22 protein-coding genes and 1 pseudogene are annotated in these 24491 nt (G+C 70.4%); 11 read left to right on the top strand and 12 right to left on the bottom strand.

Annotated features, from left to right (window positions below; translation table 11 throughout):
* Window positions 1-245, top strand: a 245-nt coding sequence (locus tag E3O50_RS18980) for a hypothetical protein (protein WP_198417050.1), incomplete at its 5' end; no start/stop codon positions are given.
* A gap of 95 nt (window positions 246-340) precedes the next feature.
* Here E3O50_RS18980 and E3O50_RS00840 read toward each other — a convergent pair.
* From E3O50_RS00840 to E3O50_RS00825, 4 genes are all read right to left on the bottom strand, one after another.
* Window positions 341-1279: a 5'-3' exonuclease gene (locus E3O50_RS00840; RefSeq protein ID WP_134446378.1), complete on the bottom strand. Its 939-nt coding sequence runs from the start codon at window positions 1277-1279 to the stop codon at window positions 341-343.
* Between the two features lie 114 nt (window positions 1280-1393).
* Complete coding sequence (locus tag E3O50_RS00835) at window positions 1394-2497, bottom strand: acyl-CoA dehydrogenase family protein (protein ID WP_134559300.1); 1104 nt, start codon at window positions 2495-2497, stop codon at window positions 1394-1396.
* A 168-nt stretch (window positions 2498-2665) separates the two neighbouring features.
* On the bottom strand, window positions 2666-3178 hold the full coding sequence (locus E3O50_RS00830) for a DNA starvation/stationary phase protection protein (RefSeq protein WP_134446251.1): 513 nt from the start codon (window positions 3176-3178) through the stop codon (window positions 2666-2668).
* A 142-nt stretch (window positions 3179-3320) separates the two neighbouring features.
* Entirely contained in the window at window positions 3321-3815 is a 495-nt protein-coding gene (locus tag E3O50_RS00825) for an NUDIX domain-containing protein (RefSeq protein WP_134559298.1), read from the bottom strand.
* A gap of 150 nt (window positions 3816-3965) precedes the next feature.
* Here E3O50_RS00825 and E3O50_RS00820 point away from each other — a divergent pair, with 150 nt between their 5' ends.
* Complete coding sequence (locus E3O50_RS00820; RefSeq protein ID WP_134559296.1) at window positions 3966-4670, top strand: DUF4232 domain-containing protein; 705 nt, start codon at window positions 3966-3968, stop codon at window positions 4668-4670.
* 47 nt (window positions 4671-4717) lie between these two features.
* On the opposite strand, the gene E3O50_RS00815 is transcribed toward E3O50_RS00820, so the two are convergent.
* The 3 genes from E3O50_RS00815 to E3O50_RS00805 all read right to left on the bottom strand — a co-directional run bounded on the left by E3O50_RS00815 (window position 4718) and on the right by E3O50_RS00805 (window position 11466).
* Window positions 4718-6358, bottom strand: coding sequence for an NAD-dependent malic enzyme (locus E3O50_RS00815; protein ID WP_134559294.1), 1641 nt, complete (start codon window positions 6356-6358; stop codon window positions 4718-4720).
* A gap of 96 nt (window positions 6359-6454) precedes the next feature.
* Window positions 6455-9850: an efflux RND transporter permease subunit gene (locus tag E3O50_RS00810; protein ID WP_134559292.1), complete on the bottom strand. Its 3396-nt coding sequence runs from the start codon at window positions 9848-9850 to the stop codon at window positions 6455-6457.
* Window positions 9851-9927: 77 nt separating this feature from the next.
* Window positions 9928-11466, bottom strand: coding sequence for a PLP-dependent aminotransferase family protein (locus tag E3O50_RS00805; RefSeq protein WP_134559290.1), 1539 nt, complete (start codon window positions 11464-11466; stop codon window positions 9928-9930).
* A gap of 63 nt (window positions 11467-11529) precedes the next feature.
* Here E3O50_RS00805 and E3O50_RS00800 point away from each other — a divergent pair, with 63 nt between their 5' ends.
* Entirely contained in the window at window positions 11530-12153 is a 624-nt protein-coding gene (locus E3O50_RS00800) for a hypothetical protein (RefSeq protein WP_134446245.1), read from the top strand.
* On the opposite strand, the gene E3O50_RS00795 is transcribed toward E3O50_RS00800, so the two are convergent.
* A complete protein-coding gene (locus E3O50_RS00795; RefSeq protein ID WP_134559288.1) occupies window positions 12150-12950 on the bottom strand; it encodes a MerR family transcriptional regulator in 801 nt (266 codons plus the stop codon). The genes E3O50_RS00800 and E3O50_RS00795 overlap by 4 nt on opposite strands.
* A gap of 92 nt (window positions 12951-13042) precedes the next feature.
* Between E3O50_RS00795 and E3O50_RS00790 the strand changes: the two genes are divergently transcribed.
* The 3 genes and pseudogenes from E3O50_RS00790 to E3O50_RS00780 form a co-directional block, all read left to right on the top strand.
* Window positions 13043-13885: a CPBP family intramembrane glutamic endopeptidase gene (locus E3O50_RS00790; protein ID WP_134559286.1), complete on the top strand. Its 843-nt coding sequence runs from the start codon at window positions 13043-13045 to the stop codon at window positions 13883-13885.
* A gap of 159 nt (window positions 13886-14044) precedes the next feature.
* Complete coding sequence (locus tag E3O50_RS00785) at window positions 14045-14947, top strand: DUF4097 family beta strand repeat-containing protein (RefSeq protein WP_134446242.1); 903 nt, start codon at window positions 14045-14047, stop codon at window positions 14945-14947.
* Window positions 14944-15330, top strand: a pseudogene (locus E3O50_RS00780) (PadR family transcriptional regulator); the annotation flags it as partial. The gene E3O50_RS00785 and the pseudogene E3O50_RS00780, both read left to right, overlap by 4 nt.
* Window positions 15331-15869: 539 nt before the next feature.
* Here the strand turns inward: E3O50_RS00780 and E3O50_RS00775 are convergent.
* A complete protein-coding gene (locus E3O50_RS00775; protein ID WP_134559284.1) occupies window positions 15870-16154 on the bottom strand; it encodes a hypothetical protein in 285 nt (94 codons plus the stop codon).
* 93 nt (window positions 16155-16247) lie between these two features.
* Here E3O50_RS00775 and E3O50_RS00770 point away from each other — a divergent pair, with 93 nt between their 5' ends.
* The 4 genes from E3O50_RS00770 to crcB all read left to right on the top strand — a co-directional run bounded on the left by E3O50_RS00770 (window position 16248) and on the right by crcB (window position 19870).
* Window positions 16248-16730: a MarR family transcriptional regulator gene (locus E3O50_RS00770; RefSeq protein WP_134559282.1), complete on the top strand. Its 483-nt coding sequence runs from the start codon at window positions 16248-16250 to the stop codon at window positions 16728-16730.
* 173 nt (window positions 16731-16903) lie between these two features.
* Window positions 16904-19093 (top strand): APC family permease, encoded by a 2190-nt coding sequence (locus tag E3O50_RS00765; protein ID WP_166790657.1) that lies wholly within the window; start codon window positions 16904-16906, stop codon window positions 19091-19093.
* Between the two features lie 4 nt (window positions 19094-19097).
* Complete coding sequence (locus E3O50_RS00755) at window positions 19098-19505, top strand: CrcB family protein (RefSeq protein WP_134446239.1); 408 nt, start codon at window positions 19098-19100, stop codon at window positions 19503-19505.
* Window positions 19502-19870 (top strand): fluoride efflux transporter CrcB, encoded by a 369-nt coding sequence (gene crcB / locus E3O50_RS00750; protein WP_134559280.1) that lies wholly within the window; start codon window positions 19502-19504, stop codon window positions 19868-19870. The genes E3O50_RS00755 and crcB overlap by 4 nt, the downstream gene beginning before the upstream one ends.
* 76 nt (window positions 19871-19946) lie before the next feature.
* On the opposite strand, the gene E3O50_RS00745 is transcribed toward crcB, so the two are convergent.
* On the bottom strand, window positions 19947-21032 hold the full coding sequence (locus tag E3O50_RS00745; protein WP_134446237.1) for an FAD-dependent oxidoreductase: 1086 nt from the start codon (window positions 21030-21032) through the stop codon (window positions 19947-19949).
* 187 nt (window positions 21033-21219) lie between these two features.
* On the opposite strand from E3O50_RS00745, the gene E3O50_RS00740 reads away from it, so the two are divergent.
* Window positions 21220-21453 (top strand): DUF3073 domain-containing protein, encoded by a 234-nt coding sequence (locus tag E3O50_RS00740; RefSeq protein WP_134446236.1) that lies wholly within the window; start codon window positions 21220-21222, stop codon window positions 21451-21453.
* A gap of 226 nt (window positions 21454-21679) precedes the next feature.
* Here the strand turns inward: E3O50_RS00740 and purM are convergent, their stop codons facing one another.
* A complete protein-coding gene (gene purM, locus E3O50_RS00735) occupies window positions 21680-22783 on the bottom strand; it encodes a phosphoribosylformylglycinamidine cyclo-ligase (protein WP_134559278.1) in 1104 nt (367 codons plus the stop codon).
* The gene (gene purF / locus E3O50_RS00730) at window positions 22780-24477 is read right to left on the bottom strand and encodes an amidophosphoribosyltransferase (protein ID WP_241975368.1); all 1698 of its coding nucleotides are present in this window, start codon (window positions 24475-24477) and stop codon (window positions 22780-22782) included. Before purF ends, purM begins: the two co-directional genes overlap by 4 nt.
* Between the last annotated feature and the right edge of the window lie 14 nt (window positions 24478-24491).

The following is a 24491-nucleotide window of genomic DNA, read 5'->3' as shown; positions in this document are numbered from 1 at the left end:
CGGCCGCCGCAGCGGCGCAGGCCGCCGCCGAGGCCGCAGCCGCCCAGGCCGCAGCAGACGCCGCCACCACGGCCACGCCGACGCCCTCGGCCACCACTCCGCCGAGCACGACCGGGCCCGTCACGGAGCTTGCCGCGACCGGAATCGACATCGCCCCTGCTCTGATCGGAACCGGCGCGCTGCTCGGCGTCGGACTCGTGCTCATATTGGCCGGGCGGTCACGGCGAGCGCGCCGACTCCGCTGACCGCAACATCGCGCCCAACGGCACGCGGCCCTTCCGCCAGACTGGGCAGCGGTTACACCGGCATCCGATTCTGGCCTGCGTATCGGGAGTGCCGCTCATCGCCGCTCGGTGAGAGCGAACAGGGCGGTTCGCACGCGCTTCATCGCGGTCGTGAGGCCCCATTCGGCGGAGAGACGGTCGAGTTCGGCATCCTGCTCCGGGGTGCTCGGGCGGATCCGGGCGTCGAATGCCGGGAGCTTCAGGTCGCGCACGACGTTGACGACGGTCGGTGCGACTGTGAGGTAGTCGGCGGCGGCGATGATCTTGCCACGCACACCCGCTGCCAGCGCCGAGGCCGGATCGGCGGCCGCTGCGACGATCCCGTCGAGGTCGCCGAAATCGGCAAGCAACGTAGCTGCGGTCTTCTCACCCACCCCGGCGACCCCGGGAAGCCCGTCGGAGGCGTCGCCGCGGAGGGCCGCGAAGTCGGCGTACTGCGCCGGGGTGACCCCGGTCTTGGCAAGCAGCGCGGCATCGGTGAGCGTCTCCAGCCTGGCCATGCCGCGGCCGGTGTAGATCACCCGCACGTCGCGGGAGTCGTCGACGAGCTGGAAGAGGTCGCGGTCGCCGGTGATGACATCGACGGGCACGTCCGCGTGCGAGGCGAGGGTGCCGATCACGTCGTCTGCTTCGTGCCGCGGGGCACCGATCACCGGGATTCCGAGCGCGGCGAGCAGCTCGCGGATGATCGGAATCTGCGCGCTGAGGAGGTCGGGGACGTCCTCGGTCGCGGTGGGGGCATCCGCTGCGGGAGACTCGACAGCCGCGGCGACCCGATGGGTCTTGTAGGTCGGGATCAGGTCGACGCGCCACTGCGGCCGCCAGTCGTCGTCCCAGCAGGCCACGATCTCAGTAGGCGGGAACTCGGTGACGAGCCGGGTGATGATGTCGAGCAGCCCGCGCACGGCGTTGACCGGCTGGCCGTTCGGCGCGCGCACGGTGTCGGGCACCCCGTAGAAGGCGCGGAAGTACAGGGCAGCGGTGTCGAGCAGCATCCGGCGCTCCGGTGGAGTGGTCACGGCGGAATCCTGACATATCGGACCCCCGTGCGTCCACCGGGGCGGGATCCCTGTCGTGGCGGGCTGTTGTGCCGGCCGAAACGCCCCCGCTCACCAGGGCGAGGGGCCGCCGCCGGGAACCGGGCCGCCGTCGAGGAGCAGGGCGCCGAGCGCGGCCTCGTCGCGTTCGGCGTGGTGCTGGCGCACGTAGAGCTCGAGGTCGGCGACCCGCTGCGAGTGACGGGCCTCGAAGGCGAGCGGCCAGGGGCCGAGCGCATGCCCGGCCCGTGCGATGACCTCCTCGACCGAGCGCGCGACGAGACCCCGCACCCTCGCCGCGAGGAGCGCCCCTGCCTGTCCGGTCGCGGTGCCGTCGTCGATCGACGCTGCCGCTGCCGCGAGGACGCCTCCGCACGCGCTCAGGGTCACGTCGATCGCACCGAGGTGCGCGAGTGCGATCTGGTCCGCCGGCCAGTCCTGCGCGCCGCGGAATACCCGACGGGCGATCCCGACCGCGCCGCCGAACCAGCACGCGGCGACGCCGATCCCGCCCCAGGCGTAGCCCGGCCGGTTGAAATACCAGTCGTCCTCGCGGATCGCGACCGCGGGCACGCCGCGGAAGTCAACGGGACCGCTCGTGATCGAGGGCAGTCCCCTGCCGACCCAGGTGTCCTCGAGCACGGTGATGCCCGGCGCGGCGAGGTCGACCGCGAAGAGCCGCAGCGCATCACTCGAGGTGTGCGCCGTGACGAGGGCATTGCTCAGCGAGCCCGCGAGCGAGCACCACGGCTTGAGCCCGTCGAGTCGCCAGCCCTGCTCCGACTCGGTCGCGTCGAGGCGGGTGCCGCGCGCTTCGGCCGCGAAGACACCCCAGCTGCGGGTCCGGCCCGTCTCACCGCCGGGCAGCTGCGCCGGTTCGACGGATGCCTGGCCCAGGACCGAGAGGGCGGCGAGATGACCGTCGGTGACGCGCGCCGCCGACAGGTCGGCCGCCGAGACCGTCGCGAGCATCTCGAAGAGGTGCCGGGTATTGCCCTCCCCGATGGCCGGAAGACGGGAACCGAGGTGCGTTGCGAGGCGGAGCGCCCGCCCGGTGTCGCCGGTCACGAGGAGGGCCTCGTCGGCGACCACCCGGAGTTGCTCACTCGACTCGCGATCACCGGGCGCACCGAGCCAGACCGGGGCACTCTCACTGTCGAAGTTCCGCTGGTTCATCTGCGGCCTCGCCTTCTTTCGCTTGTCATTCTTGACCCGCGTGCACTGTTTCGGCGTCCTCCTCTCGCCGAGCCCACTGTGCCGCATCCCCGGTTCCGCTGTGTTCGTCGTTTCACCCTCGCCGCCGGACCCGCGTTCGGATCCGAGCGTGCCCGTCCGGCCCCTGGATCAGTCGGTGATGTCTGTGAGGGCCCGGCCGGAGGGGCGGGTCGGCGACTTGGCGGTCGCCTTCCGCGGCAGGCGGTTCTCGGCGCTGACCATCCAGGCGTACTGCTCGAGCTTCTCGATGAAGCCGTGCAGGATATCGGCGCTTGTCGGGTCCTCTTCGTCAACGGCGTCGTGCACCTTGCGGATGTTCTTGACCGTCGCGTCGAGCCGTTCCGTGATCATGACGACGGTTTCCGCGGTGTCGACCTCGCCCGCCGGGAACTTCGGCAGGTGGGTGTCCTTGGCGACCGTCTCGGTGCGTCCGTCGGGGAGGGCGTCGAGTGCGCGCATCCGCTCGGCCAGCTCGTCGGAGAAGATGCGTGCATCGTCGATGATCTCGTCGAGCTGCAGGTGCAGGTCGCGGAAGTTGTGGCCGACGACACTCCAGTGCGCCTGCTTGCCCTGAACGTGGAGTTCGATCAGGTCGACGAGGACGGACTGGAGGTTGCCGCCGAGTTCAGCCGATGCCTTCATGGGTGTGCCCCTCTCACGCGGGACGTCGGCTCCGACGGATGCCGGGCGAGGGTCCCGCTCGTTTCGAACAGCACGATAGCAGGGGTGTCGCCGCCGTGTCAGGTCGAGCGGATGCCCCTGTTCGGGTGTGCCTCGACCGGCGCTAGGCCTGGGTGTCGGCCGGGGTGTCGCGGCGGCGGAAGAGCGCGGGCCCGGACTGGTCGACGGCGAGCTGAAGCCGCTCGTCGTGCGTGCCCGGCAGGGGCGGGAGCGCGTCGAGCGGCCACCAGGCCGCCGCCGTATTCTCGCCGTCGGCCGGGTGCGGCTCACCGCTCACCCACCGGCAGCGGAAGAGCACGTCGAGATATTGGGCGTGATCACCGTTGGCGTATTGGAGGGGCTCGCGGGCGAAGACACCGACGAGAGCGTCGACCTCGGCGACGATGCCGGACTCCTCGAGGATTTCGCGGGCCGCGGCATCCGCGGGTTCTTCACCGGGGTCGACGACGCCGGCGACGTTCGACCAGTTGCCGTTGTCGGCGCGGCGGACGAGGAGCGCTTCGTCGCCGCGCACGACGACCGCGGTGACGCCGATGAGCCAGAGCGGGGCGTGTCCGATGCTCTTGCGCAGTTCGAGGATGAAATCGGGGGTGGCCATCCTTCGAGCCTAGCCAGCGGATCTCCTGAGTTGGCCACCGCGGCACCGGTTGCCGGGATGCGCAACCCCCCTCGCGCTCGAACTCACCGCACAAGCCGGGTGCGAGACTGGTGACGCGGCCTCTTAGACGGACCGCGACAGGGGGGCGACATGACCGGATCACGGGTCGAGGGAGCGCGGCGGGGGACTTCGCGCGGCACCGGGCGCCGAATGGCGGCGGCGCTCGGCGCAGCGGCACTGCTCTGCACAACGCTCTCCGCGTGCGGGACGGCGGCACCGTCGCCGACGGCCAGTGCGACGGCATCGGCCTCGGCCTCGGCCTCGGCCGTCCCAACGGCGACAGGTGCCCCGACCGGCACCCCCTCCGGATCACCCACAGCGGTCCCCACGCCCACGCCCGGCGATGACGTTCCCGCAGCCTGCTCCGCCGGCGCGCTCGGCGCCACCCTGGCCTCGCGGCCGATGGACAGCGGGATGAGCAGCTTCTACTGGGACCTCACTTTGACCAACACCGGATCCCAGGCCTGCACCGTGCAGGGGTACCCCGGTGTCCGGCTGGTGAATGCGGTCACCGGGGCACTGCTCGGCCCGGCCGCGGCACACGAACGCTACCCGACGGTGACGGAGGCTGCCGTCGAACTCGCTCCCGGAGCATCCGCCTACAGCCTGCTGCACCTGAATCAGGCGGGCGCATACACCTGCACGCTCGTGGCCGTCACCGAGCTCGACGTGACACCGCCCGGCACGGATGTCCCTCGCCGGGTGACGACGCCCAATCCGATCCAGGGTTGCGACGACCCGCTCATCGGCCTCGTGAAGGTCGGTCCGTTCGCCCCGGCTTCTCTCGTCTACTAGTCACAAACCGGGCCGGCCCCGTTGGCAGCCGGTCCGAGCGGGATCGGCTAGTAGCCGGGGCGCCAGGTCGCGGCGGCGACCGCGGCCTCTGGGTCGGCGATGGCGACGCCGTTGACGCCGTCGCGCACCGCTTGGGTGACCACGGCGACGGCGACGCGGCGCGACACCTCGGGCAGGTCCCGGAACGAGGGCAGCACGGCCGCGCCGGGCCGGGTCACGTCGACCATGCCGGCGATCGCGTGGGCGGCGGCGAGGAGCATGGCCCGGTTCAGCACGGTCGCCCGGGCGACGATCGCTCCGAAGCAGATCCCCGGATACATGAGCGCGTTGTTGCCCTGGCCGATCTCGTAGTCGACCCCGTCGAACCGCACGGGGGCTGACGGGCAGCCGGTGCTCACGAGGGCCGCGCCGGCCGTCCACTCGATCACGTCGGCCGCGGTCGCCTCGGCGAGCTCGGCCGGGTTGGAGATCGGGCAGATCAGCGGGCGTTCGACGTGGGCGGCCATCTCACGCACGGCAGCCTCGGTGAAGGCGCCGAACTGGGTCGACGTGCCGATGAGCGCGGTCGGGTGCACAGCGGCGATCACGCTGTGCAGCGAGCGCGGGTCGGCGAGCGCGGGCGCGAACGCATCGCCGGCCAGTTCCCGTGCGGGCCGGGCGTACCGGCGCTGGCCGGCGGTGAGGTCGGGCAGGGTGTCGACGATGAGCCCCTGCCGGTCCATCAGGTAGATCCGGGCCTCGGCCTCGGCGAGGGACTGTCCCCCGGTCACGACGAGCTCGTCGACGATCTGGTCGGCGATGCCGATCCCGGCGGTCCCCGCGCCGAAGATCAACACGCGCTGGTCGCCCAGGGTCAACCCGGAGATCAGGATGCTCGTGTTCAGGGCGGCGAGGATCGTGACGCCGGTGCCCTGGATGTCGTCGTTGAGGGTGCAGATGCTGTCGCGATACCGCTCGAGGATCGGCGCCGCCGTCGCGCGGCCGAAGTCCTCCCAGTGCAGCAGCGCGCCCGGGAACAGCCCGAGCGCCGTCTGAACGAAGTCGTCGATGAACCGGTCGTAGTCGGCGCCACGGATGCGCGGAAACCGATTCCCGAGGTACCGCGAGTCGTCGAGCAGCCCGGCATTGTCGGTGCCGACGTCGATGAACACCGGCAGGATCTGGGCGGGGTCGATGCCCGCTGCCGCGGTGTAGACGGCGACCTTGCCGGTGAGGATCTCGGCCCCGTTGACGCCCCAGTCGCCGATGCCGAGGATTCCCTCGCCGTCGGTCGCGACGATCAGGCGGATGTCCCGGCCGTTGGCGTAGATCTGGAGCGCCTCCCCGATGCTCTCGGGATCGAGTGCGGAGATGTAGGCGACATCGCTGCCCGCGTAGCAGTCGCTGTACTGCTGGATCGCCTGGGCGACGGTCGGCGCGTACACGATCGGCAGGAATTCGACGAGGTGCCGGGACATCGCATAGTAGAACAGCCGGCGGTTGCGCGCGCAGACGTCCATCAGGAACAGGCGCTTCTCGAGGTCGTTCGGCCGGGCCAGGAACCGCCGGTAGAGCTGACCCGATTGCTGCTCGATGGTCTGCACGACGTGCGGCAGCTGCCCGGTGATGCCGCCGCGCATCCGCTCGGCCCGGGTGAACGCGGTGCCCTTGTTGCGGTACGGGTCGGAGAGCAGGGAACGCCCGGTCATGAAGTGCCTCTCGCGAGTTGGAGGCCGCGACGGTGTGACCGGTGTGCCGGGCCTGAGGCTGCTGCCTACCCCGCTTCACCCAGTTTAACCCCGCGTTTACCCGAGGTTCGTCCCTGCATCGGCCGCCGAGGCGGCGCGCGCCGCATTCTTCTCCTCGCGACGGACAGCCCTGCGTTCCCTGCCGCCCTCGACGAGGAAGTACAGCACCGGGAGCACGATGAGGGTGAGCAGGGTCGAGGAGACCAGGCCGCCGATCACGACCAGGGCGAGCGGCTGGGAGATGAACCCGCCGGTGCCGGTGAGGCCGACCGCCATCGGGAGCAGGGCGAAGATCGTGGCGAGGGCGGTCATCAGGATCGGGCGCAGCCGCCGGGAGGCCCCGTTGACGAGCGCCTCGCGCACGTCGAGCCCCCGCCGCCGGTACTGGTTGACGAGGTCGATCAGCACGATCGCGTTCGTCACGACGATCCCGATCAGCATCAGCACGCCGATCAGCGAGGGCACTCCGAGGGGGATGCCGGTGATCACCTGCAGCGCGATGGCCCCCGTCGCCGCGAACGGGATGGACACGAGCAGCAGCAGCGGCTGCAGCAGCGACCGGAACGTCGCGACCATCACGATGTAGACGATCAGGATCGCGGCGAGCAGAGCGATGCCGAGCTGCTGGAACGCGTCGGTCTGGTCCTTCGTGACACCGCCGAGGGTCGCGGTCGCGCCGGTCGGCAGGGTCGTGTCGGCGAGCACGGTCGCCATCTGGGCGTTGGCGGTGCCGAGGTCGTTGTTGTTCGGCGTCGCCGAGACCGTCGCGGTGCGCAGGCCCTTCGTCGTCGTGAGGGTGGCCGGGCCGTCGACCTGCGCGACGGTCGCGAGGGTGCTGAGCGCGACCGGCCCGGCGAGGGTCGGGATCGGCAGGGCGGCGAGCTCGGCCGTCGTCGCCGGCGAGCTGGCCCCGGTGAGATACACGGACAGGTTCGCCTCGTTGATCACGATCGACCCGACGACGCTCGGCTGCATCGCCTGGGAGACGAGGGTGCCGAGCGCGAGCTCGCTCAAGCCGGCGGCGGCGGCCTTCGTGCGGTCGATCGTCACGGCGAGGTAGGGCCGGGAGGCGGCGAGGTTGCTCGAGCTCTCCTTGATCGCGTCGAGCTTCTTCACGGCGGCGAGGATGCTGTCGCTCGCTGTCTGCAGGTCGGCGCCGTTGGCCGCGGTGATGTCGACGGCGATGTCCGAGGTGCCGCCGAAGCCGCCGCCGGCCGTGACCGAGAAGTCGCCGACGCCGGTGAGTGCGGCGAGCTTGCCGCGGACGGCGTCCTGCACGGCGTCGGGCTTGGCCACGCCGTCGGTCGTGATCGAGTAGGTCACGGTGCTCGTGGTCGGCGCTCCCCCGGCGAACGCGGCGAGGGCGCTGCCGCCGCCGATCGACACCTGGACGATCTTCACGCCCGGCGTGCCGCGCACGGCCGATTCGACCGTCGTCGAGGCGGTGTCCTGGGCGGCGAGGCTCGTGCCGACCGGGAGAGCCTGGGCGACCCGGAACGTGGTCTGGCCGGTCGAGCCGAGGAAGTTGACCTTCATGAACGGGATGATCGCGACCGTTCCGCCGAGCACGAGCACGGAGAGCAGCAGGGTGGCGACGGCGTGCCGGAGCGTCCAGCGGATGATCGGCAGGTACCCGGTCTGCAGGCGGCTCGGCTCCTCGACGATCGCGTCCGCGGGGGCGGATGCCGCGCGCCGGGTCCGCCGGGACGCGGCGGCCGCAGCGGTAGGAGTAGCGGGGGCCGCCGCGGGTGCGGACCCGCCAGGGTGGTCCGCGGCCGCGTCGGCGACGGTCGTTGTTTGCGCGGACTCGGCCGCGAGCGCGCCGGGGCCGGTCGGGTCGGCGACCGCGAACGCGGCGGCATCCGTTGTCACGAGGACCGGGGCGGTCTCGGGAGCCTTACCCGGCTGAGCAGAATTCGGCGCCTTGGCAGGCTTCGCGGGCCTGGCGGGCTTCGGGCTCGGGGCGCGCAGGAACCAGTAGGCGAGTACGGGCACGATCGTGAGCGAGACGAGCAGGGAGGCGAGCAGCGCGATCGTGACGGTGAGGGCGAAGGGGCGGAAGAGTTCGCCTGTGGACCCGCCGACGAAGGCGATCGGCAGGAAGACCGTGACGGTCGTGATCGTCGACGCGGTGATCGCGCCAGCGACCTCGCGCACGGCCGCGACGATGGTCTCGGAACGGTCCACCCCGGGCACGAGGTGGCGCTTGATGTTCTCGATCACGACGATCGAGTCGTCCACGACACGGCCGATCGCGATGGTCAGCGCGCCGAGCGTGAGGATGTTGAGCGAGTACCCGACGCCCTGCAGGCCGATGAAGGTGATCAGCACGGAGGTCGGGATCGAGATCGCCGTGACGAGCGTGGCACGCACCGAGAGCAGGAAGACGAGGATCACGAGCACGGCGAAGACGAGCCCGAGGATGCCCTCCTGGGTGAGCGAGTTGATCGACTCCTGGATGAACGGGGCCTGGTCGAAGACGACGGTGAAGGTCGTGCCGGGGACGGCATCCTGAAGCCTCGGCAGGATCGCGCGCACGGCCGTCGATACGTCGACCGTGTTGGCGGCGGGCACCTTCGTGACCGCGATCGTGAGGGCCGGCTGGCCGTTGACGCGGGAGATGCTCGCGACGGGGTTCTCACCGAGCACGATGGTGGCGACGTCGCCGATCGTGGGCGGGGTGGCCGGAGCGGCGCCAGGGGCGGTGCCGGCGCCGGTTGCGAGCAGGGGCAGGGCTGCGATGTCCGCGGCGGAGGTGAGCTTGCCGCCGGCCTGGACCGACAGGGTCTTGTCGCCCTCGGTGAGCGAGCCGGCGGGGATGAGCGCGCCGTTCTGCTGCAGGGCCGAACGGATGGCCTGCGTGCTGAGGCCGCGGGCGGCCAGGGCCGCGGCATCCGCTGTGATGGTCACCCGGCGGCCGACATCGCCGACGAGCGCGGCCTCGCGCACCCCGGACACGTCACGGATGTCGCCGAGCACGCTGCGCTTGAGGTCGTCGGCGAGGGTGGCCTGGTCGCCGCCGGAGACAGCGAGGGAGATGACCGGGAAGTCGTCGATGCTGCCGCTGATCACCTGCGGGTCGAGGTTGTCGGGCAGCCGGGTCTTGATGCGGTTGATCGCCTGGCTGATGCGGGATTCTGCCTTGACGAGGTCGGTGCCGTACGTGAACGTCGCGCTCACGAGCGAGGAGTTCGTGCTGCTCGTCGTCGAGGTGGATTCGAGGCCCGCGATGCCCTGGATGGCGGTCTCGATCGGCGTCGAGACGTCGTCGTTGACGACCTCGGGCGAGGCGCCGGGGTAGCTCGTGGAGACGAGCAACTGCGGCAGCTGCAGGGAGGGGATGAGTTCCTGCTTGAGGCTCGTGAGGGCGAGGCTGCCGAAGATGGCTGCGACGATCGTGATCAGGGCGATCAGGGCCCTGTTCTTCATGCTCAGCACGGCGAGAAAATGCATGGCTCAGTATCGCATCGCCGTGTGACGCCCGTGTTGCGTTTCGCGCCCCCGGTTCGGCGCGGAATGGCGCCTCGGAGTCAGACGACGTCGGCGAGGTACCCGGTGTCGGGCAGCGGGTGCCGCAGCAGCGTCCCCCAGGCCAGGCCCAGTGCGTCCACAGCGCGTTCCATCTCGAACGCCCCGTGGCAGAACGGGACCCGCAGGAAGCGCTCGAAGGCGCCGTCGACGCCGAAGCGGGGACCGGCCGGCACGAGAAGGCCGTGGTTGCGCGCGGCGAGCGCGAGCTGGGAGCTCACGGGTCGCCCGAGGTTGACCCACGCCGTGAGGCCGCCGTCGACGTGCGGCACGGTCCACTCGGGGAAGCGCGCGGCGAGGAGCGCCTCGAGGTGGTCGCGCCCGGCCCGGAGCTCGCGGCTGCGGCGCTCGAGTATCGCCGGCATCTCCGGGAGCATCCGGGTGACGATGAGTTGCTCGAGGATCGGCGTGCCCATGTCCGTTGCCGTGCGCGCGGCAACCAGCCGGCGGATCAGCGCGGGCTCCGCCCTGATCCAGCCGATGCGCAGGCCGCCCCAGATGGTCTTGCCCACCGAGCCGACGGTGACGACCGTGGCGGGGACGCCGGCGCCAGATCCGCTTCCATAGCCGTTCATTCCCGCATTTCCCGGCTCGCCCTGTGCATATGCCGCGAACGGCATGAAATCGTCGGTCCGGTCGATGCTGAGCTCTCCCATGGTCTCGTCCGCGATGAGGACCGTGCCCTGCCGGGCGGCGGCCTCGATGACGCGGGTCCGTTGCTCGGTGGGCATCGTCTGCCCGGTCGGGTTGTGGAAGTCGGGCATCAGGTAGCCGAGCACGGGATTGCTGCCCCGGAGGGCCTGGAGCAGGGCGGGCTCGTCCCAGCCGGACGAGCCGTCGCCCACGCGCGCCGTCACGCTCACCGGCACGAGCCGCGCCCCGGCCGCGCTGAGCGCCTCAACCGCGTGCGGGTAGCTCGGCTGTTCGATCAGCACCCGGTCGCCGCGGCTGACGAACACCCGGGCGAGCAGCGAGATCGCGTGCTGGGCTCCGATCGTCACCATGATCTGGTCCGGGTCGGTCGGGAGCCCCCGCTCCCGGTAGCGTTCGGCGATCGCGGCGCGCAACTCCGGGATGCCGACCGGATCGAAGCCCGGACCGTTCAGGTGACGCGAGAGGTCCTCTGCTGCCCGCGCGGCGACATCCGCCAGCCCGCCGAGGGCCGACATCGTCGCCTTGCTGAGATCGAGGACGCCGCTGTCGCCCGACGCGCTCCCTGAGCCAGGGCCGGCCGCCGCGCCGGAGCCCGTGCCGGAGCCCGCGCCGGAGCCCGGCAGCCGCACCACGCTGCCCGAACCGCGCACGCTCGAGAGCAGCCCTGCGGCGCGCAGCTCGCGGTAGGCGGCCGTCACAGTCGTGCGGCTCAGCCCGAGGCGCACGCCCAACTCGCGTTCGGCGGGCAGGCGGGTGCCGGCGGTCAGGCGGCCGTCGAGGGCGAGCAAGCGGATGCGATCGGCGAGCCCCCGGTAGGCACTCCCGCCGGTGCGCCACTCGCCGAGCTTCGACTCGAGGGCACGGGCGCTGAGCTGAGTGTCCGACATGAGGCCACTCTAGACAGATTGGCTACTTGATAACAGTCCACTCGTGCAATTGGATTGGTTTCCATGACCCGTCGTCTCATTCAGCTGCTTATTGGCCTCTTCCTGTACGGCATCGCGATCGCGCTGATGGTGCGCGGCGCGATCGGCGTCGCTCCCTGGGACGTGCTCACCCAGGGCATCGACGGCCACACCCACCTCGGGTTCGGCCTGCTGACCGTCATCCTGAGCGGCGTCGTGCTGCTGTTCTGGATCCCGCTGCGCCAGAAGCCGGGCGTCGGCACCGTGATCAACGCGCTCCTCGTCGGCCCGTCGGTGGATGTCGGCCTCTGGCTGGTGCCCGCCGGCCTCGACCTGTGGCTGCGCGCGCTGCTCTTCGCGGCAGGCGTGCTGCTGCTCGCCGTCGCGACCGGCCTCTACATCGGGGCGCACCTCGGCCCCGGACCCCGCGACGGCCTGATGACCGGCCTGCACCGGCGCACCGGCTGGCCGATCTGGATCGTGCGCACCGGCATCGAGGGCACCGTGCTCGCGCTCGGCTGGGTGCTCGGCGGCAACGTCGGCATCGGGACCGTGCTGTTCGCGGCGCTCGTCGGCCCGCTCTGCCAGTGGACCATCCCCCGCCTCGCGCTGCCGCTCCCCGCGCCTCGGACGCCCTCGCCCGCTTCGACCCTGGCCGACGCGCGCTAGAGGTTGCGGTCGGCGTAGGCCAGGAGGGCCGCGCGGACGAAGGCCGCCCCGGCAGGGCCGCCGTAGTTCGCGGCGAAGCGCTCGTCGGAGACATACATCTCGCCGAGGCCCGTGAAGTACTCCTTCGAGGGTCCCGCGCCGCCCGGCCCTCCGCCGGGGGTGCCCGGGATGGCCCGCAACCAGTCGAACTGCCGCTGCGCGAGGGCCTGGGCCTCGGCTCCCGCCGGGTCGAGCCGGCCCGATGCTCCGGAGGCTCCGGAGGCACCGGAGACTCCGGCGGCCGCCGCGCGCCAGTCCGCGAGGAGCTGCGCCTGCCGCTCCTGCCACGCCACCTTCTCCGCGGCGCTCATCCCGCGCCACCAGGCGTCGCCGCTCGCCCAGGCCGCGGCTCCCCAGCGCTGTTCGACCTCCTCCCTGTGTTCCGTGGGATCGAATCCGTCGAACATGTTCTCTGCCATGAGTTGTTCCTTTCTGTTCAGGGTGGTGATGGTGTCCTCGACCGAGCCGATCTGGCGATCGAGGCGGTCACGCTCGCCGCGCAGCCAGGCGAGGTGCGCGCCGAGGGCGCGGGCGGCATCCGTTTCGTGGTCGAGCACCTCGCGAATGGCGGGCAGCCCGAGCCCGAGGGCGCGCAGCATCAGGATGCGCTGCAGGCGCACGAGCGCCGCCGCGTCGTAGTAGCGGTAGCCGTTGGCGCCGATCCGACTCGGCGGGAGCAACCCGAGGTCACCGTAGTGCCGCAGCGTGCGGCTCGTCGTCGACGCGAGCCGCGCGATCTCCTGGATCGACCAGTCCATGTCCACTCCCCGTCCGTTGTGTTCTCCACGATAATTCTTGACGTTGCGTCAAGGTCAAGCGGGCTCCCGAATCCGATTCGGTACCATGTGGCATGCACGACACGACCGAGGCAACGGATGCCGCGGCGCGGCCCCGCGCGCGCCTGGCACTCCGGCTCGTGCCCGCGGCCCTGGTCTCTGCGTCCGCGGTGCTGCTCTTCGGACTGCACACGCCGGTCTCGATCCCCGCGGGCTACCTGCTTCTCGGACTCGCCCTCGCGACGGCCCTCGTCATCGACCGCCCGCTCGCCCGCGACCTCGCCCTCATCGCCCTCGGCCTGCTCCTGATCAGCACCATCTCGCTCGCGGCCAACATCGACTACCCGAACATGGCGCTGATGGGGGCCGTGCTCACGCTCGCGGTACTCCTGCCGTACCTGGTCTCGCGCTACCTCTACCGCGAGCGGGCGATCCGGTTCCCGATCCGCACCGGGCGACCCTGGACATCCGCAGCGCTCGGGTACCTCGTCGTCGTGATCGCGCTCGGCTATGCGATTCTGCCGACCTATTTCATCCGCTCCGGCGCCTTTCACAACTGGCCGACCGTCACCGCGCCGGACGAGATCGGGCGGCTCTTCGTTGGCGTCGGTTTCGTCGGAATCTGGGACGAGCTCTTCTTCATCTGCACCGTGTTCGCCCTGCTGCGTCGGCACTTCCCGGACTGGCTCGCGAACCTGCTCCAGGCGGTGATCTTCACCTCGTTCCTCTGGGAACTCGGCTACCGCAGCTGGGGCCCGCTGATCACCTTCCCCTTCGCACTCCTGCAGGGCTTCACCTTCGCGCTGACCAGGTCACTCGGCTACGTCATCGTCGTGCACCTGCTCTTCGACCTCGTCGTCTTCCTCGTGATCGTGCACGCACACACCCCGGCCTGGCTGCCGATCTTCCTCTACTGACGCGCACCCGCCCGCCCGCGCGCGCCCGCGCCCGCGACCGGAAAGGTGCTCGGGGGTTGCGCACCGCCGAAACGCGATATATCGTGAATCACACCAGACGCGATATAACGCGAAAAAGTTTCCGGCGTCCGCAACGGACGCCCACAGAAGGAGCACACAATGGCACTCGAAAAATGGCTGGTCGCCCCCGGGCAGACCCGGGTGATCGACGTCGAACTCGTCAACCGGCTCAAGGTCGGGCTGATCGGCGGCAAGGTCGACATCATCGGCCACGACGAACCGTTCACCCGCGTCGAGGTGCACAGCGTCAGCGGCAAGGACCTCCGCATCTCCCTCGACGGAGACACCCTCGAGGTCGACCACCCGCAGCTGCGCTGGGACAACTTCATCGAGGTCTTCGCCTCCTTCCGCGGCAGCGCCCGGGCGGACGTGAGCATCACCGTCCCGCGCGACGTCGCCCTCAAGCTCGGCGTCGTCTCGGCCGGCGCGCTCATCACGGGCCTCCGCAGCGACCTCAAGCTCAACACCGTCTCCGGTGACCTCGTCGTCGACGGCGTCACGGGCGACATCGAAGTCAACGCGATCAACGGCGAGATCTCGGTCAGCAACCACTCCGGCGACATCACCACGCACACCGTTTCCGGCGATGTCACCGCGAGCGGCAGCATCCGCCGGTTCAGCGTCGACGGCGTCGCGAGCAACGTGTTCCTCGACCTCGAGGGCTCACCGGACACCGTCAACACGAACACCGTGAGCGGCAACCTCACCGCACGCGTCGAGGCCGGCCTCCCGATCAAGTACCACCTCAACACCATCTCGGGGGTCCTCCAGCTCGACGACCAGACCGTGAAGGGCACCCTCGGCAAGGGCTACGAGTCGAGTACGGGCGTGCTCGCGGGCAGCTGGCTCGAACTGCACGCGAACTCCGTCTCCGGTGACATCTCGATCGTCCGGCGTCCGGCCGCGGCGGCGGATGCCCCGGCGAGCGCCCCGAGCGCAGCCGCCGGGTTCGAAGCGCCGGGCGAGGCCCCGGCGGACACCGCAACGGGGGCCTCGGCATGACTCCCGTCTTCGCCCACGGCAGCCTGCGGCTCTACCTGCTGAGCCTGCTCGCCGAGCAGCCGCGGCACGGTTACGAGCTGATCCAGGCGCTCAGCGACCGGTTCGGCGGCACGTATATCCCGAGCGCGGGCACGATCTACCCGCGACTGGCCAAGCTCGAGGAGGAGGGCCTCGTCACGAAGTCGACGGACGGCCGCAAGACCGTCTACGAGATCACCGACGCCGGACGCGCCGAGCTCCTCGCGCGCGGGGGCGACCTCGACGCACTCGAGGACGAGGTCACCGACTCGGTGCGCCGGCTGGCAGACGAGGTCCGGTCCGGGGTCGCCGCGGCGATGACGAGCCTGCGCACCGATCTCGCAGCTGCCGCCAGGCGGGCCAGGGACGACGCGGGCTTCGGAGCGGGCGGCCGGGCACGTGGGGGTTCGAGTCCCACCACCGGTTCCGCCGTTCCGGGCACGGCCGCGGGTGCCGATGCCAGTGCCAGTGCGAGCTACCCGGGCGCGGACGGCCCAGCGGATACCGCCGGTTCCGCCGGCGCGAGCGCGGGCTCGGCGGCTCCAGGCGGCCAGACCCCGCCGGCCGGGACCACGTCGGGCACCTCGACGGACCGTCGCCTCGAGTCCAATCGCGCCCTGCACGAGGCCGATCTCGTGCTCAACGAGTTCCGCCAGCAACTCCGCGCGGACCTGCGCAAGCAGGCCGTGCACGCCCGGGTGCCCGCCGCGACCGTCTCGGACCTGCGCGCCCGCCTCGCCGAGGTGCGCGCCGGCATCCTGGACGCCCTGCCCCGCTGACCCCCGCCTCGCCCGTCCGCGAGAGCGTACTTTTGGCCCTTAAACCAGTGTCTTAAGGGCCAAAATCGTACTCTCGCGGAAGGGTACGCACGTTTCTGGGGAAGGGTCGGGGGCGGCGTGCGGGATCAGGGGGCTGCGGGGGCGGGGTGGTGGATCTGGGTGCGTTCGCCCGAGCGGTCGATCTCGTGCCGGCTCATCAGCTCGCCGCAGATCGGGCAGGTCGCCTCGGCGCGCTCCGCCTGCTTCTGCTCGGTCGTCTCCGTCGTATACGGGCCGAGCGGCGGCGGCCCGATCCAGGGCAGCAGCGTGCGATTCAGCCAGGACACGGCGCCCGCGAGGCCGTGTTCGCCCGACGGCCTGTCGTCAGAATCGCCCGGTTCGCCGGTTCCTCGTCTCGATGCGCGTGTCATAATGGTTAGTGTACTAATCAATTACGATTAGTGCACTAATCAATTCCGTCGAGACGGTCGCGACGGGGAACAGCAGAGGCGCGGGACCAACCGATGACAGACGATTCCCCGGGCACGACCGGTTCCGCGACAGTGCCCGCGTCCGCGCCCGACCTGCTCCGCCTCGAGGACCAGGTCTGCTTCGCCCTCGCGATCGCGTCCCGCAGTGTGATCTCGGTGTACCGGCCGATCCTCGAGCCGTACGGCCTCACGCATCCGCAGTACCTCGTGCTGCTCGCCCTCTGGGAACGCAGCCCGCGTTCGGTCTCTGACCTCAGCGCCGAGCTGCGCCTCGAACCCGCGACCCTCTCCCCGCTGCTGAAGCGCCTCGAGACCGCCGGCCTCGTCGGCCGCAGTCGCAATGCGCACGACGTACGTGTGCTCGACATCACGCTGACGGATGCCGGTCGAGCACTCCGCGAGGACGCCCTCACGATCCCGCCGCGCATCATCGACAAGCTCGGCATGAGCCTGGATGAGCTCACCGCGCTGCGAACCTCGCTCTGGCGGGTGATCGACGCGGCACAGTCCCCCTGACCCGCGAAAGCGGGTGAATCGTCGCTTTCGCTGCGGCATACCGACGATTCACCCGCTTTCGCGGAAGGTGGGGATGCGCGGGGTGCGGGAAGCGGGGGTAACCCAACTCGCGGGCGGCTCGGCTTATTCCCGGAAGTTTGACAGTCGTGTCCAACGGAGTAGTGTCATCCCTCGTGACACCAGACGGCTCCCAAGCGCCAGAAACTCGCTCCGCGAAGCGGTGGATCATCGGCGAACCACTCTCGACCGAGCATCTCGAGGGTCAGCTGCTGCCCAAGCACCTCGCCCTGCCGATCTTCGCGAGCGACCCGCTGTCGAGCGTCGCGTACGCCCCGCAGGAACTCCTGATGATCCTGACCCTCGGCGGGCTCGCCTTCCTGAGCTTCGCGCCCTGGGTCGCGGCCTGCGTCGTGCTCCTGCTGGTCGTCGTCGTCGCGTCCTACCGGCAGCTGATCAAGGCGTACCCCTCCGGTGGCGGGGACTACGAGGTCGCCTCCAAGAACCTCGGCGAACGCGCAGGCCTGCTCGTCGCATCCGCCCTGCTCGTCGACTACGTGATGACCGTCGTCGTCTCGGTCGCGAGCGGCGTGGACAACATCATCTCGGCCGTGCCGCAACTCGTGAACTTCCGGGTCGAACTCGCCGTCTTCTTCGTCGTGATGCTCGCCGCCGTCAACCTGCGCGGCGTGCGCGAGTCGAGCAAGGCCTTCGCCTTCCCGACCTACCTGTTCATCGCGAGCGTGATCCTGATGGTCGTCGTCGGCCTCGTGCGGGTCATCTTCGGTGATGCGCCCGTCGCGGAGTCCGCGAGCTACGGCGTGCACGCCGAAAACCTTGCCCAGTCGGCGTTCATCCTGCTGCTGTTGCGCTCCTTCGCGAGCGGATGCTCCGCCCTGACCGGCGTCGAAGCGATCGCCAACGGTGTTCCGGCCTTCAAACACCCGAAGGTCAAGAACGCCCAGCGCACCCTCGTGCTGATGGGCGGCATCGCGATCGTGATGTTCATCGGCCTCACGACCCTCGCGCTGATCGCGAAGGTGCACTACGCGGAGAACCCCTGCGACCTGATCGGCTGGGCCGAGTGCGCCACGTCGCCGCAGCGAAGCCTGATCGCCCAGATCGCCGCGGCGACCTTCGGGAACAACTCGATCATGTTCTTCGTGCTGCAGGCCGCGACCGCCGCCGTGCTGCTGCTCGCCGCGAACACGGCGTTCAACGGCTTCCCGCTGCTCGGCTCGGTGCTCGCGAAGGACTCCTACGCACCGAAGTCGCTCAGCACCCGTGGCGACCGGCTGATCTACTCGAACGGCGTCGTACTCCTCGCCCTCTTCGCCTGCCTGATCCTGGTCGTCTTCCAGGCCAACCTGACGGTGCTGATCCAGCTGTACATCATCGGCGTCTTCGTATCCTTCACCCTCGGCCAGACCGGCATGGTCAAGCACTGGCTCACCCTGCTCAAGACGAACCCGCCGAACCGGGCCTCGATCATCACGAGCCTCTCGATCAACGGCTTCGGCGCCGCCCTGACCGGCGTGGTGCTCATCGTCGTGACGATCACCAAGTTCACCCACGGCGCCTGGCTCGTCTTCGTGATGATGCCGGTTCTGTTCACCCTGATGCTCGGCGTGAACCGCTACTACCGGGACGTCGCCAAGGAGATCGAAGTCGACCCTGACACGACCTTCGGCTCCACCGGTGACCACGCGATCGTGCTCGTCGGTAAGATGCAGAAGCCCGTGCTCAAGGCACTCGACTACGCGATCGCCGCCCGGCACGAGGGCATCGAGGCCGTGCACATCTCGATCGACGAAGAAGAGACCAAACAGTTGCAGCGCGACTGGGTCCGGCAGAACATCCAGGTGCCGCTGCGCATCGTCGAGTCTCCGTACCGGGACATCAGCTGGCCGTTGATCAGCTACATCAAGGAGCGCCGCGCCGCGCACGGCTCCGAGGTCGTCACCATCTACACCCCGATCTACATCGTCGGGCACTGGTGGGAGAACCTGCTGCACAACCACAAGGCCCGTCGCCTCCGCCAGAAGCTGATGCTCGTGCACGGTGTCACGATCGCGCTCGTGCCCTGGCTGCTCGACTCCTCCGAACTCATCTACGGCCGCCGGTCCCGCCCGATCCCGGGCCAGGACCGTCGCGGCGAGCCGGTGCGCCCGCGCCCGATCCCCCGGCGCCCGCTCGCCCCGGCGACCTCTGCTCTCGAGATCCAGGCCGCTGCCGCTGCGGCGGCAGCGGCGAAGAACGGCTCGGGTGCGGCATCCGCTGCCGGAGCCTCTGGCAAGGCGGGAGCCGCCGCGGGTCGCCCCGGGCAGCCCGCCCGCCCCGGCGCCCGGCGCCGGAAGCGCAAATAACCCGGTGCGGAACGCACTGGCCGTGTTCGCCGGCGGCATCATCGGCACGGCCCTGCGGCTCGGCATCGACCGTGCGCTGCCGCACAGCGACACCCAGTTCCCGACCAGCACCCTGATCATCAACACCGTCGGGGCGTTCGTACTCGGCTGGCTTGTCGCCGGCCTCTGGACCCGCCCCGCGGTTCCGGCCTGGCTCAAGCTCCTGCTCGGCCCTGGCGTGCTGGGCGCCTTCACGACGTTCTCGGCCGTGATGGTGTCCCTCGTCTCCCTCGGCGCGGCCTCGTCGTGGCCGCTCGCTGGGCTGTACCTGCTGGCGACGTTGCTGCTGGGGTTCCCGGCGGCCGCGCTCGGCGTCTGGCTCGGCGGGCGCATCCGTCACCACCCCGCAGCGGATGCAGGGGCCCGTTCATGAACGCCCTCGTCTTCGCCGCCGTGGTCGCCGGCGGCGGTGCGGCAGCCGTGGTGCGGTACTTCGTATCGCGCGCCCTCCCGGTGGGACCGGGCCGCCTGCCGATCGGCGTGCTGATCGTCAACGTGGCCGGGGCGCTGATCGGCGGCGTGATCCTCGGGCTCGCCGAGCGCGCCGCGCTCAGCAGCGACCTCCGGCTCGTGCTCCTGACCGGGGTCTGCGGCGGCCTGACGACGTTCAGCACCTGGAGCGTCGAGACGATCGACCTCGCACTCAAGGGCCGCTGGCGCTCGGCCGTGCTCAACCTCGTCGGCACCCTGCTTCTCGGCATCGCGGTCTGCGCCGCCGGCTACCTCCTCGCCCGCTGACCCTGCCCCCTCCCGACTCCCGCCCACGTCGCACCCGCCGTCAGGGAGGGTGCTCCGGGGCGAGCAGGAGGGCGGGTCAGAGCAGGGCGACGACCTGGCGGGCGATCACCCGGCCGGCCCGGTGCGCGCCGACCGTGCTCGCCTGCGGCCCGTACCCGGCGAGGAAGATCCTCGGGTCGGTCCAGCTCGCCCCTGATCCGACGACGAGCCCGCCGCCCTTGGCGCGGAGTTTCAGCGGGGCCAGGTGCCGCACCTCCGGACGGAACCCGGTCGCCCAGATGATCACGTCCGCTTCCGTGAAGCTGCCATCGGCCCAGCGCACCCCGGTCGGCTCGATGCTCGCGAACATCGGCCGGGCGGTGAGCACCCCGCGCTCGATCCCCGCGGCGATCCGGCGACTCACGGGCACGCCGGTCCCGCTCACGATGCTCGGCAGCGCGCGACCGGACCGGGCGGCCTCGTCCTGGGCGGCGACCGCGGCCGACGCCCCCTCGAGGTCGAGCTGATCGGTGTGCACCCAGTCGATCGGGCGCCGTGAGGCCCAGGTCAGTTCGGCGGCGACGTGTTCGAGCTCGAGCAGGAACCCGATGGCGGATGTCCCGCCGCCGACGACGACGACCCTCCGGCCGGCGAAATCCTCGGCCGCCCGGTAGCCCGAGGTGTGCAGCTGCTGTCCGGCGAAACTCGCTGCTCCCGGATAGTGCGGCACGAACGGGGCGCCCCAGGTTCCTGAGGCGTTGACGAGCAGGCGGGCGGTCGTCTCGTGGTCGCCGAACCCAGGCGACGCGCTTCGGATCACGAGGTCGGCACTGCGATTGAACACGGCGGTGACAGTGACGGGTCGAACGACCCTGAGGTCGAAGTGCTCCTCGTACCTGCGGTAGTACTCGGTGACGACGTCCCTGGCGGGGCGGTCACGGTCGGCCGTCGCAAAGCTCAGGCCGAGTTCGCTCATGCCGGGCAGGTCGTTCACCCGGTGCGCCGACCCGAGACGGAGTCCCGCCCAGCGGTGCTGCCACGCGCCGCCCGCGTCCGGGCCGCGGTCGAAGAGCACGAAGTCGCGCCCCGGGATCAGCTCGAATTTGCGCAGGTAGTAGGCGACCGCGAGGCCGGCTTGCCCCGCTCCGACGATGACGACGGGAACGCTCGCGTCACTCGACATCGCGTCCCCCCTCTTCACCAGCGTACGTCCGGCGTAAGATCACTGTGTGCGCCGCGGTTCGCCCTCCGAGCCACAAGCGGGCCTTCAGGCCCACCATGCTAAACTAGCGCCTAGTTTTCACCATTCCGTTCGGCAACTCCCGGGTGACTCATTCCTCACCTGGCCTGGCATCGTTAGGGGGTCTCGCATGGGGCGCGGCCGTCAAAAAGCAAAGCACACCAAGGTCGCCCGTGAGCTGAAGTATTTCAGCCCGGACACCAACTACAACGCGCTCGAACGCGAGCTCACGGGGCATCCCGTGGACGACGAGCGTCTCGACGAGGATCTGGCCAAGTGGCCGGAGTACGAGCCGGGTACCTCCGAGGAACCCGACCGATACGTCGACACCTACGCGACCGAAGACGAGCAGAAGCGCGCCTGACCGCCGTTCCCTGTACCGGGCGCCACTCTCGGCGCCCGTTTTGTCTGTGCAGGCATCCGCACCGCGCTGACCGCGCGGTACCCAGCGAGTTGGCAGCATTCGCTCATAGGCGCTGCGCGAAAGTGACCTTTCCGGTCGAGATTTCCCGGTCTACCGGTCGCTCTCGACCGGAAAGGTAACCCTCGGCACCGGCGGATGCCGCGGCGGATGCCGCGGCGCGGGCGCGTCAGGCCGCGTAGCCGCCGACCAGGCGCACAGCGCCGCCGTTGACGCCCTTGGCACCCTGCACGAAGCCGGTGAGGTCGTGCGGGGCCGTGGACACGCGTCCGGCGACCCAGGCCGGGATGCCGTCGGCCGCGAGGCTCGCGATGACCGAGGACGCGGCATCCGCTGCGACGACGGCGAACATGCCGACGCCGAGGTTCCAGGTGCCTTCAGAACTCTCCAGGGTGCTGCCCGTGAAGGCGCTCAGCACCCGGAACACGGGGGCGGGCGACCAGGTCGACCTGTCCACTTCGACCCACGCGCCGATCGGGAGGACCCTGGCGAGGTTCGCGGCGATGCCGCCGCCCGTGACGTGGCTGAGCGAGTGCACCGCGCCGGCGAGTTCGGGGTCGGCGAGCACGCTCAGCAGCGGTCCGGTGTAGAGCCGGGTCGGCTCGAGGAGTACTTCGCCGACGACCCCGCCGAGTTCGCCGGACGTGTCGGTGTAGCCGATGCCCCGTTCGGCGAGGATGTGCCGGACGAGCGAGAAGCCGTTGGAGTGCAGGCCGGAGGAGGCGAGCGCGACGACGACGTCACCCGCGCGAACGCGCTCGGCGCCGAGCACCTGGTCGCCCTCGACGACGCCGGTGGCCGCTCCCGCGACGTCGTAGTCGTCGGGGCCGAGGAGCCCCGGGTGCTCCGCGGTTTCTCCGCCGATGAGGGCGGTGCCGGTCTCGGCGCAGGCGCGGGCGATGCCGCCGACGATCTCGGCGATGCGCTCGGGCACGACCCGGCCGCAGGCGATGTAGTCGGTCATGAAGAGCGGGCGGGCGCCGACCACGACGATGTCGTCGACGACCATGCCGACGAGGTCCTGGCCGATGGTGTCGTGCTTGTCGATGGCCTGGGCGATCGCGACCTTGGTGCCGACGCCGTCGGTCGAGGTCGCGAGCAACGGGCGCTTGTACGCGGTGAGGAACGAGGCGTCGTAGAGCCCGGCGAAACCGCCGAAACCGCCGAGCACCTCTGCGCCGTGGGTGCGCGAGACGGCCGCCTTCATCAACGAGACGGCGAGGTCACCCGCCTCGGTGTCGACTCCGGCTGCCGCGTACGATGCGTTGCTCATTCTTGTCTTCCTGGATCGCCGATCATGAACTGTCCCTGGGTGCCGCGCACGGGGGTTCGCGTGCTCGCCCGCATCGAAGCCGGGTCGAGGAGCGGTTCGTATTCCGCGTCGGGGCCCGGGTCGCATCCGTCTGATGTGCGGGAGGCCTCTGCTGCGGCGACGGATGCGTCGCTCGCGACGACCGGCGAGCCTGCGGACGCCGTCGACCGCGTCGAATCGGTCGACCCGACCGGGGCGGTGCGCTCGAGCAGGTTCTTGCCGAGGTGCAGGGCGTCGGGCAGCGGGATCGGGTAGACGCCCGTGAAGCACGCGGTGCAGAGCCGCTCGCGCGGCTGCTCGGTCGCGGCGATCATGCCCTCAGGCGAGAGGTAGCCGAGGGAGTCGGCGCCGATGGCCTGGCGCACCTCGTCGACACCGAGGCCGGTCGCGATGAGTTCGGCCCGGGAGGCGAAGTCGATGCCGTAGAAGCACGGCCAGGTGATCGGCGGGCTCGAGATGCGCACGTGCACCTCGGCGGCGCCGGCCTCGCGGAGCATGCTGACCAGGGCGCGCTGGGTGTTGCCGCGCACGATCGAGTCGTCGACGACGATGAGGCGCTTGCCCTTGATCACGGCCTTGAGCGGGTTGAGCTTGAGCTTGATGCCACGCTGGCGGATCGTCTCTGACGGCTGGATGAACGTACGGCCGACGTAGGAGTTCTTGACGAGGCCCTGGCCGAACGGGATCCCGGATGCCTGGGCGTAGCCGATCGCGGCCGGGGTGCCGGACTCGGGGGTCGGGATCACGAGGTCGGCCTCGACGGGGTACTCGGCGGCGAGGCGGCGGCCCATCTCGACCCTGGCCTCGTGCACGCCGCGGCCGGCGATCGTGGTGTCCGGCCTGGCGAGGTAGACGTACTCGAAGACGCAGCCGGCGGGCTTGGACTCGGCGAACCGCTGCGAGCGGAGGCCGTTCTCGTCGATCGTGATGAGCTCGCCGGGTTCGACCTCGCGGACGAAGCTCGCCCCGACGATGTCGAGGGCAGCGGTCTCCGAGGCGACGACCCAGCCGCGCTCGAGCCGGCCGAGGACGAGCGGGCGCACGCCCTGGGGGTCGCGGGCGGCGTAGAGGGTGGTTTCGTCCATGAAGACGAGGCAGTAGGCGCCTCGCAGGCGCGGGAGCACCTCGAGCGCGGTGGCCTCGAGGGTGTGGTCGAGGTCCCCGGTGAAGAGGGCGGTGATGACGGCGGTGTCCGTGGTGTTGCCGCGGGCGAGTTCGCCCTCGACCTTCGGGTAGCGCTCGTGCACGAGCTGGAGCAGCTCGGCCGTGTTGGTCAGGTTGCCGTTGTGGCCGAGGGCGACGGTTCCGCTCGAGGTACGGCCGAGGGTCGGCTGGGCGTTCTGCCAGCTCGAGGATCCCGTTGTCGAATAGCGGGTGTGCCCGACCGCGATGTGACCGATGAGGGTGCTCAGCGCCGCCTCGTTGAAGACCTGGGCGACGAGGCCCATGTCCTTGTAGATCAGGATCTTGCTGCCGTCGCTCGTCGCGATTCCGGCCGATTCCTGGCCGCGGTGCTGCAGGGCGTACAGCCCGAAGTAGCTGAGCTTGGCCACCTCTTCACCGGGAGCCCACACGCCGAAGACGCCACAGGCATCCTGTGGCCCCTTCTCGCCCTGCAAGAGATCGTGACCGAGAAGTCCGTCGCCACCAGCCAAATCGATGCCTCTTA

Origin of the sequence: Cryobacterium sp. MDB1-18-1 (assembly GCF_004402735.1) — a bacterium.
GTDB lineage: Bacteria > Actinomycetota > Actinomycetes > Actinomycetales > Microbacteriaceae > Cryobacterium > Cryobacterium glucosi.
This window is presented reverse-complemented; position numbering and strand designations above follow the sequence as displayed.

Bases quoted from the DNA above. Each gene is read 5' to 3' on its own strand.
- E3O50_RS00775 (WP_134559284.1), bottom strand. From the start codon at position 16,154: ATGACACGCGCATCGAGACGAGGAACCGGCGAACCGGGCGATTCTGAC.
- E3O50_RS00805 (WP_134559290.1), bottom strand. From the start codon at position 11,466: ATGTCGGACACTCAGCTCAGCGCCCGTGCCCTCGAGTCGAAGCTCGGC.
- E3O50_RS00795 (WP_134559288.1), bottom strand. From the start codon at position 12,950: ATGGACTGGTCGATCCAGGAGATCGCGCGGCTCGCGTCGACGACGAGC.
- E3O50_RS00740 (WP_134446236.1), top strand. From the start codon at position 21,220: ATGGGGCGCGGCCGTCAAAAAGCAAAGCACACCAAGGTCGCCCGTGAG.
- E3O50_RS00830 (WP_134446251.1), bottom strand. From the start codon at position 3,178: ATGAAGGCATCGGCTGAACTCGGCGGCAACCTCCAGTCCGTCCTCGTC.
- E3O50_RS00800 (WP_134446245.1), top strand. From the start codon at position 11,530: ATGACCCGTCGTCTCATTCAGCTGCTTATTGGCCTCTTCCTGTACGGC.
- E3O50_RS00810 (WP_134559292.1), bottom strand. From the start codon at position 9,850: ATGCATTTTCTCGCCGTGCTGAGCATGAAGAACAGGGCCCTGATCGCC.
- E3O50_RS00785 (WP_134446242.1), top strand. From the start codon at position 14,045: ATGGCACTCGAAAAATGGCTGGTCGCCCCCGGGCAGACCCGGGTGATC.
- E3O50_RS00790 (WP_134559286.1), top strand. From the start codon at position 13,043: ATGCACGACACGACCGAGGCAACGGATGCCGCGGCGCGGCCCCGCGCG.
- E3O50_RS00820 (WP_134559296.1), top strand. From the start codon at position 3,966: ATGACCGGATCACGGGTCGAGGGAGCGCGGCGGGGGACTTCGCGCGGC.
- E3O50_RS00815 (WP_134559294.1), bottom strand. From the start codon at position 6,358: ATGACCGGGCGTTCCCTGCTCTCCGACCCGTACCGCAACAAGGGCACC.
- purM (WP_134559278.1), bottom strand. From the start codon at position 22,783: ATGAGCAACGCATCGTACGCGGCAGCCGGAGTCGACACCGAGGCGGGT.
- E3O50_RS00835 (WP_134559300.1), bottom strand. From the start codon at position 2,497: ATGAACCAGCGGAACTTCGACAGTGAGAGTGCCCCGGTCTGGCTCGGT.
- E3O50_RS00770 (WP_134559282.1), top strand. From the start codon at position 16,248: ATGACAGACGATTCCCCGGGCACGACCGGTTCCGCGACAGTGCCCGCG.
- E3O50_RS00840 (WP_134446378.1), bottom strand. From the start codon at position 1,279: ATGCTGCTCGACACCGCTGCCCTGTACTTCCGCGCCTTCTACGGGGTG.
- E3O50_RS00745 (WP_134446237.1), bottom strand. From the start codon at position 21,032: ATGTCGAGTGACGCGAGCGTTCCCGTCGTCATCGTCGGAGCGGGGCAA.
- E3O50_RS00825 (WP_134559298.1), bottom strand. From the start codon at position 3,815: ATGGCCACCCCCGATTTCATCCTCGAACTGCGCAAGAGCATCGGACAC.
- crcB (WP_134559280.1), top strand. From the start codon at position 19,502: ATGAACGCCCTCGTCTTCGCCGCCGTGGTCGCCGGCGGCGGTGCGGCA.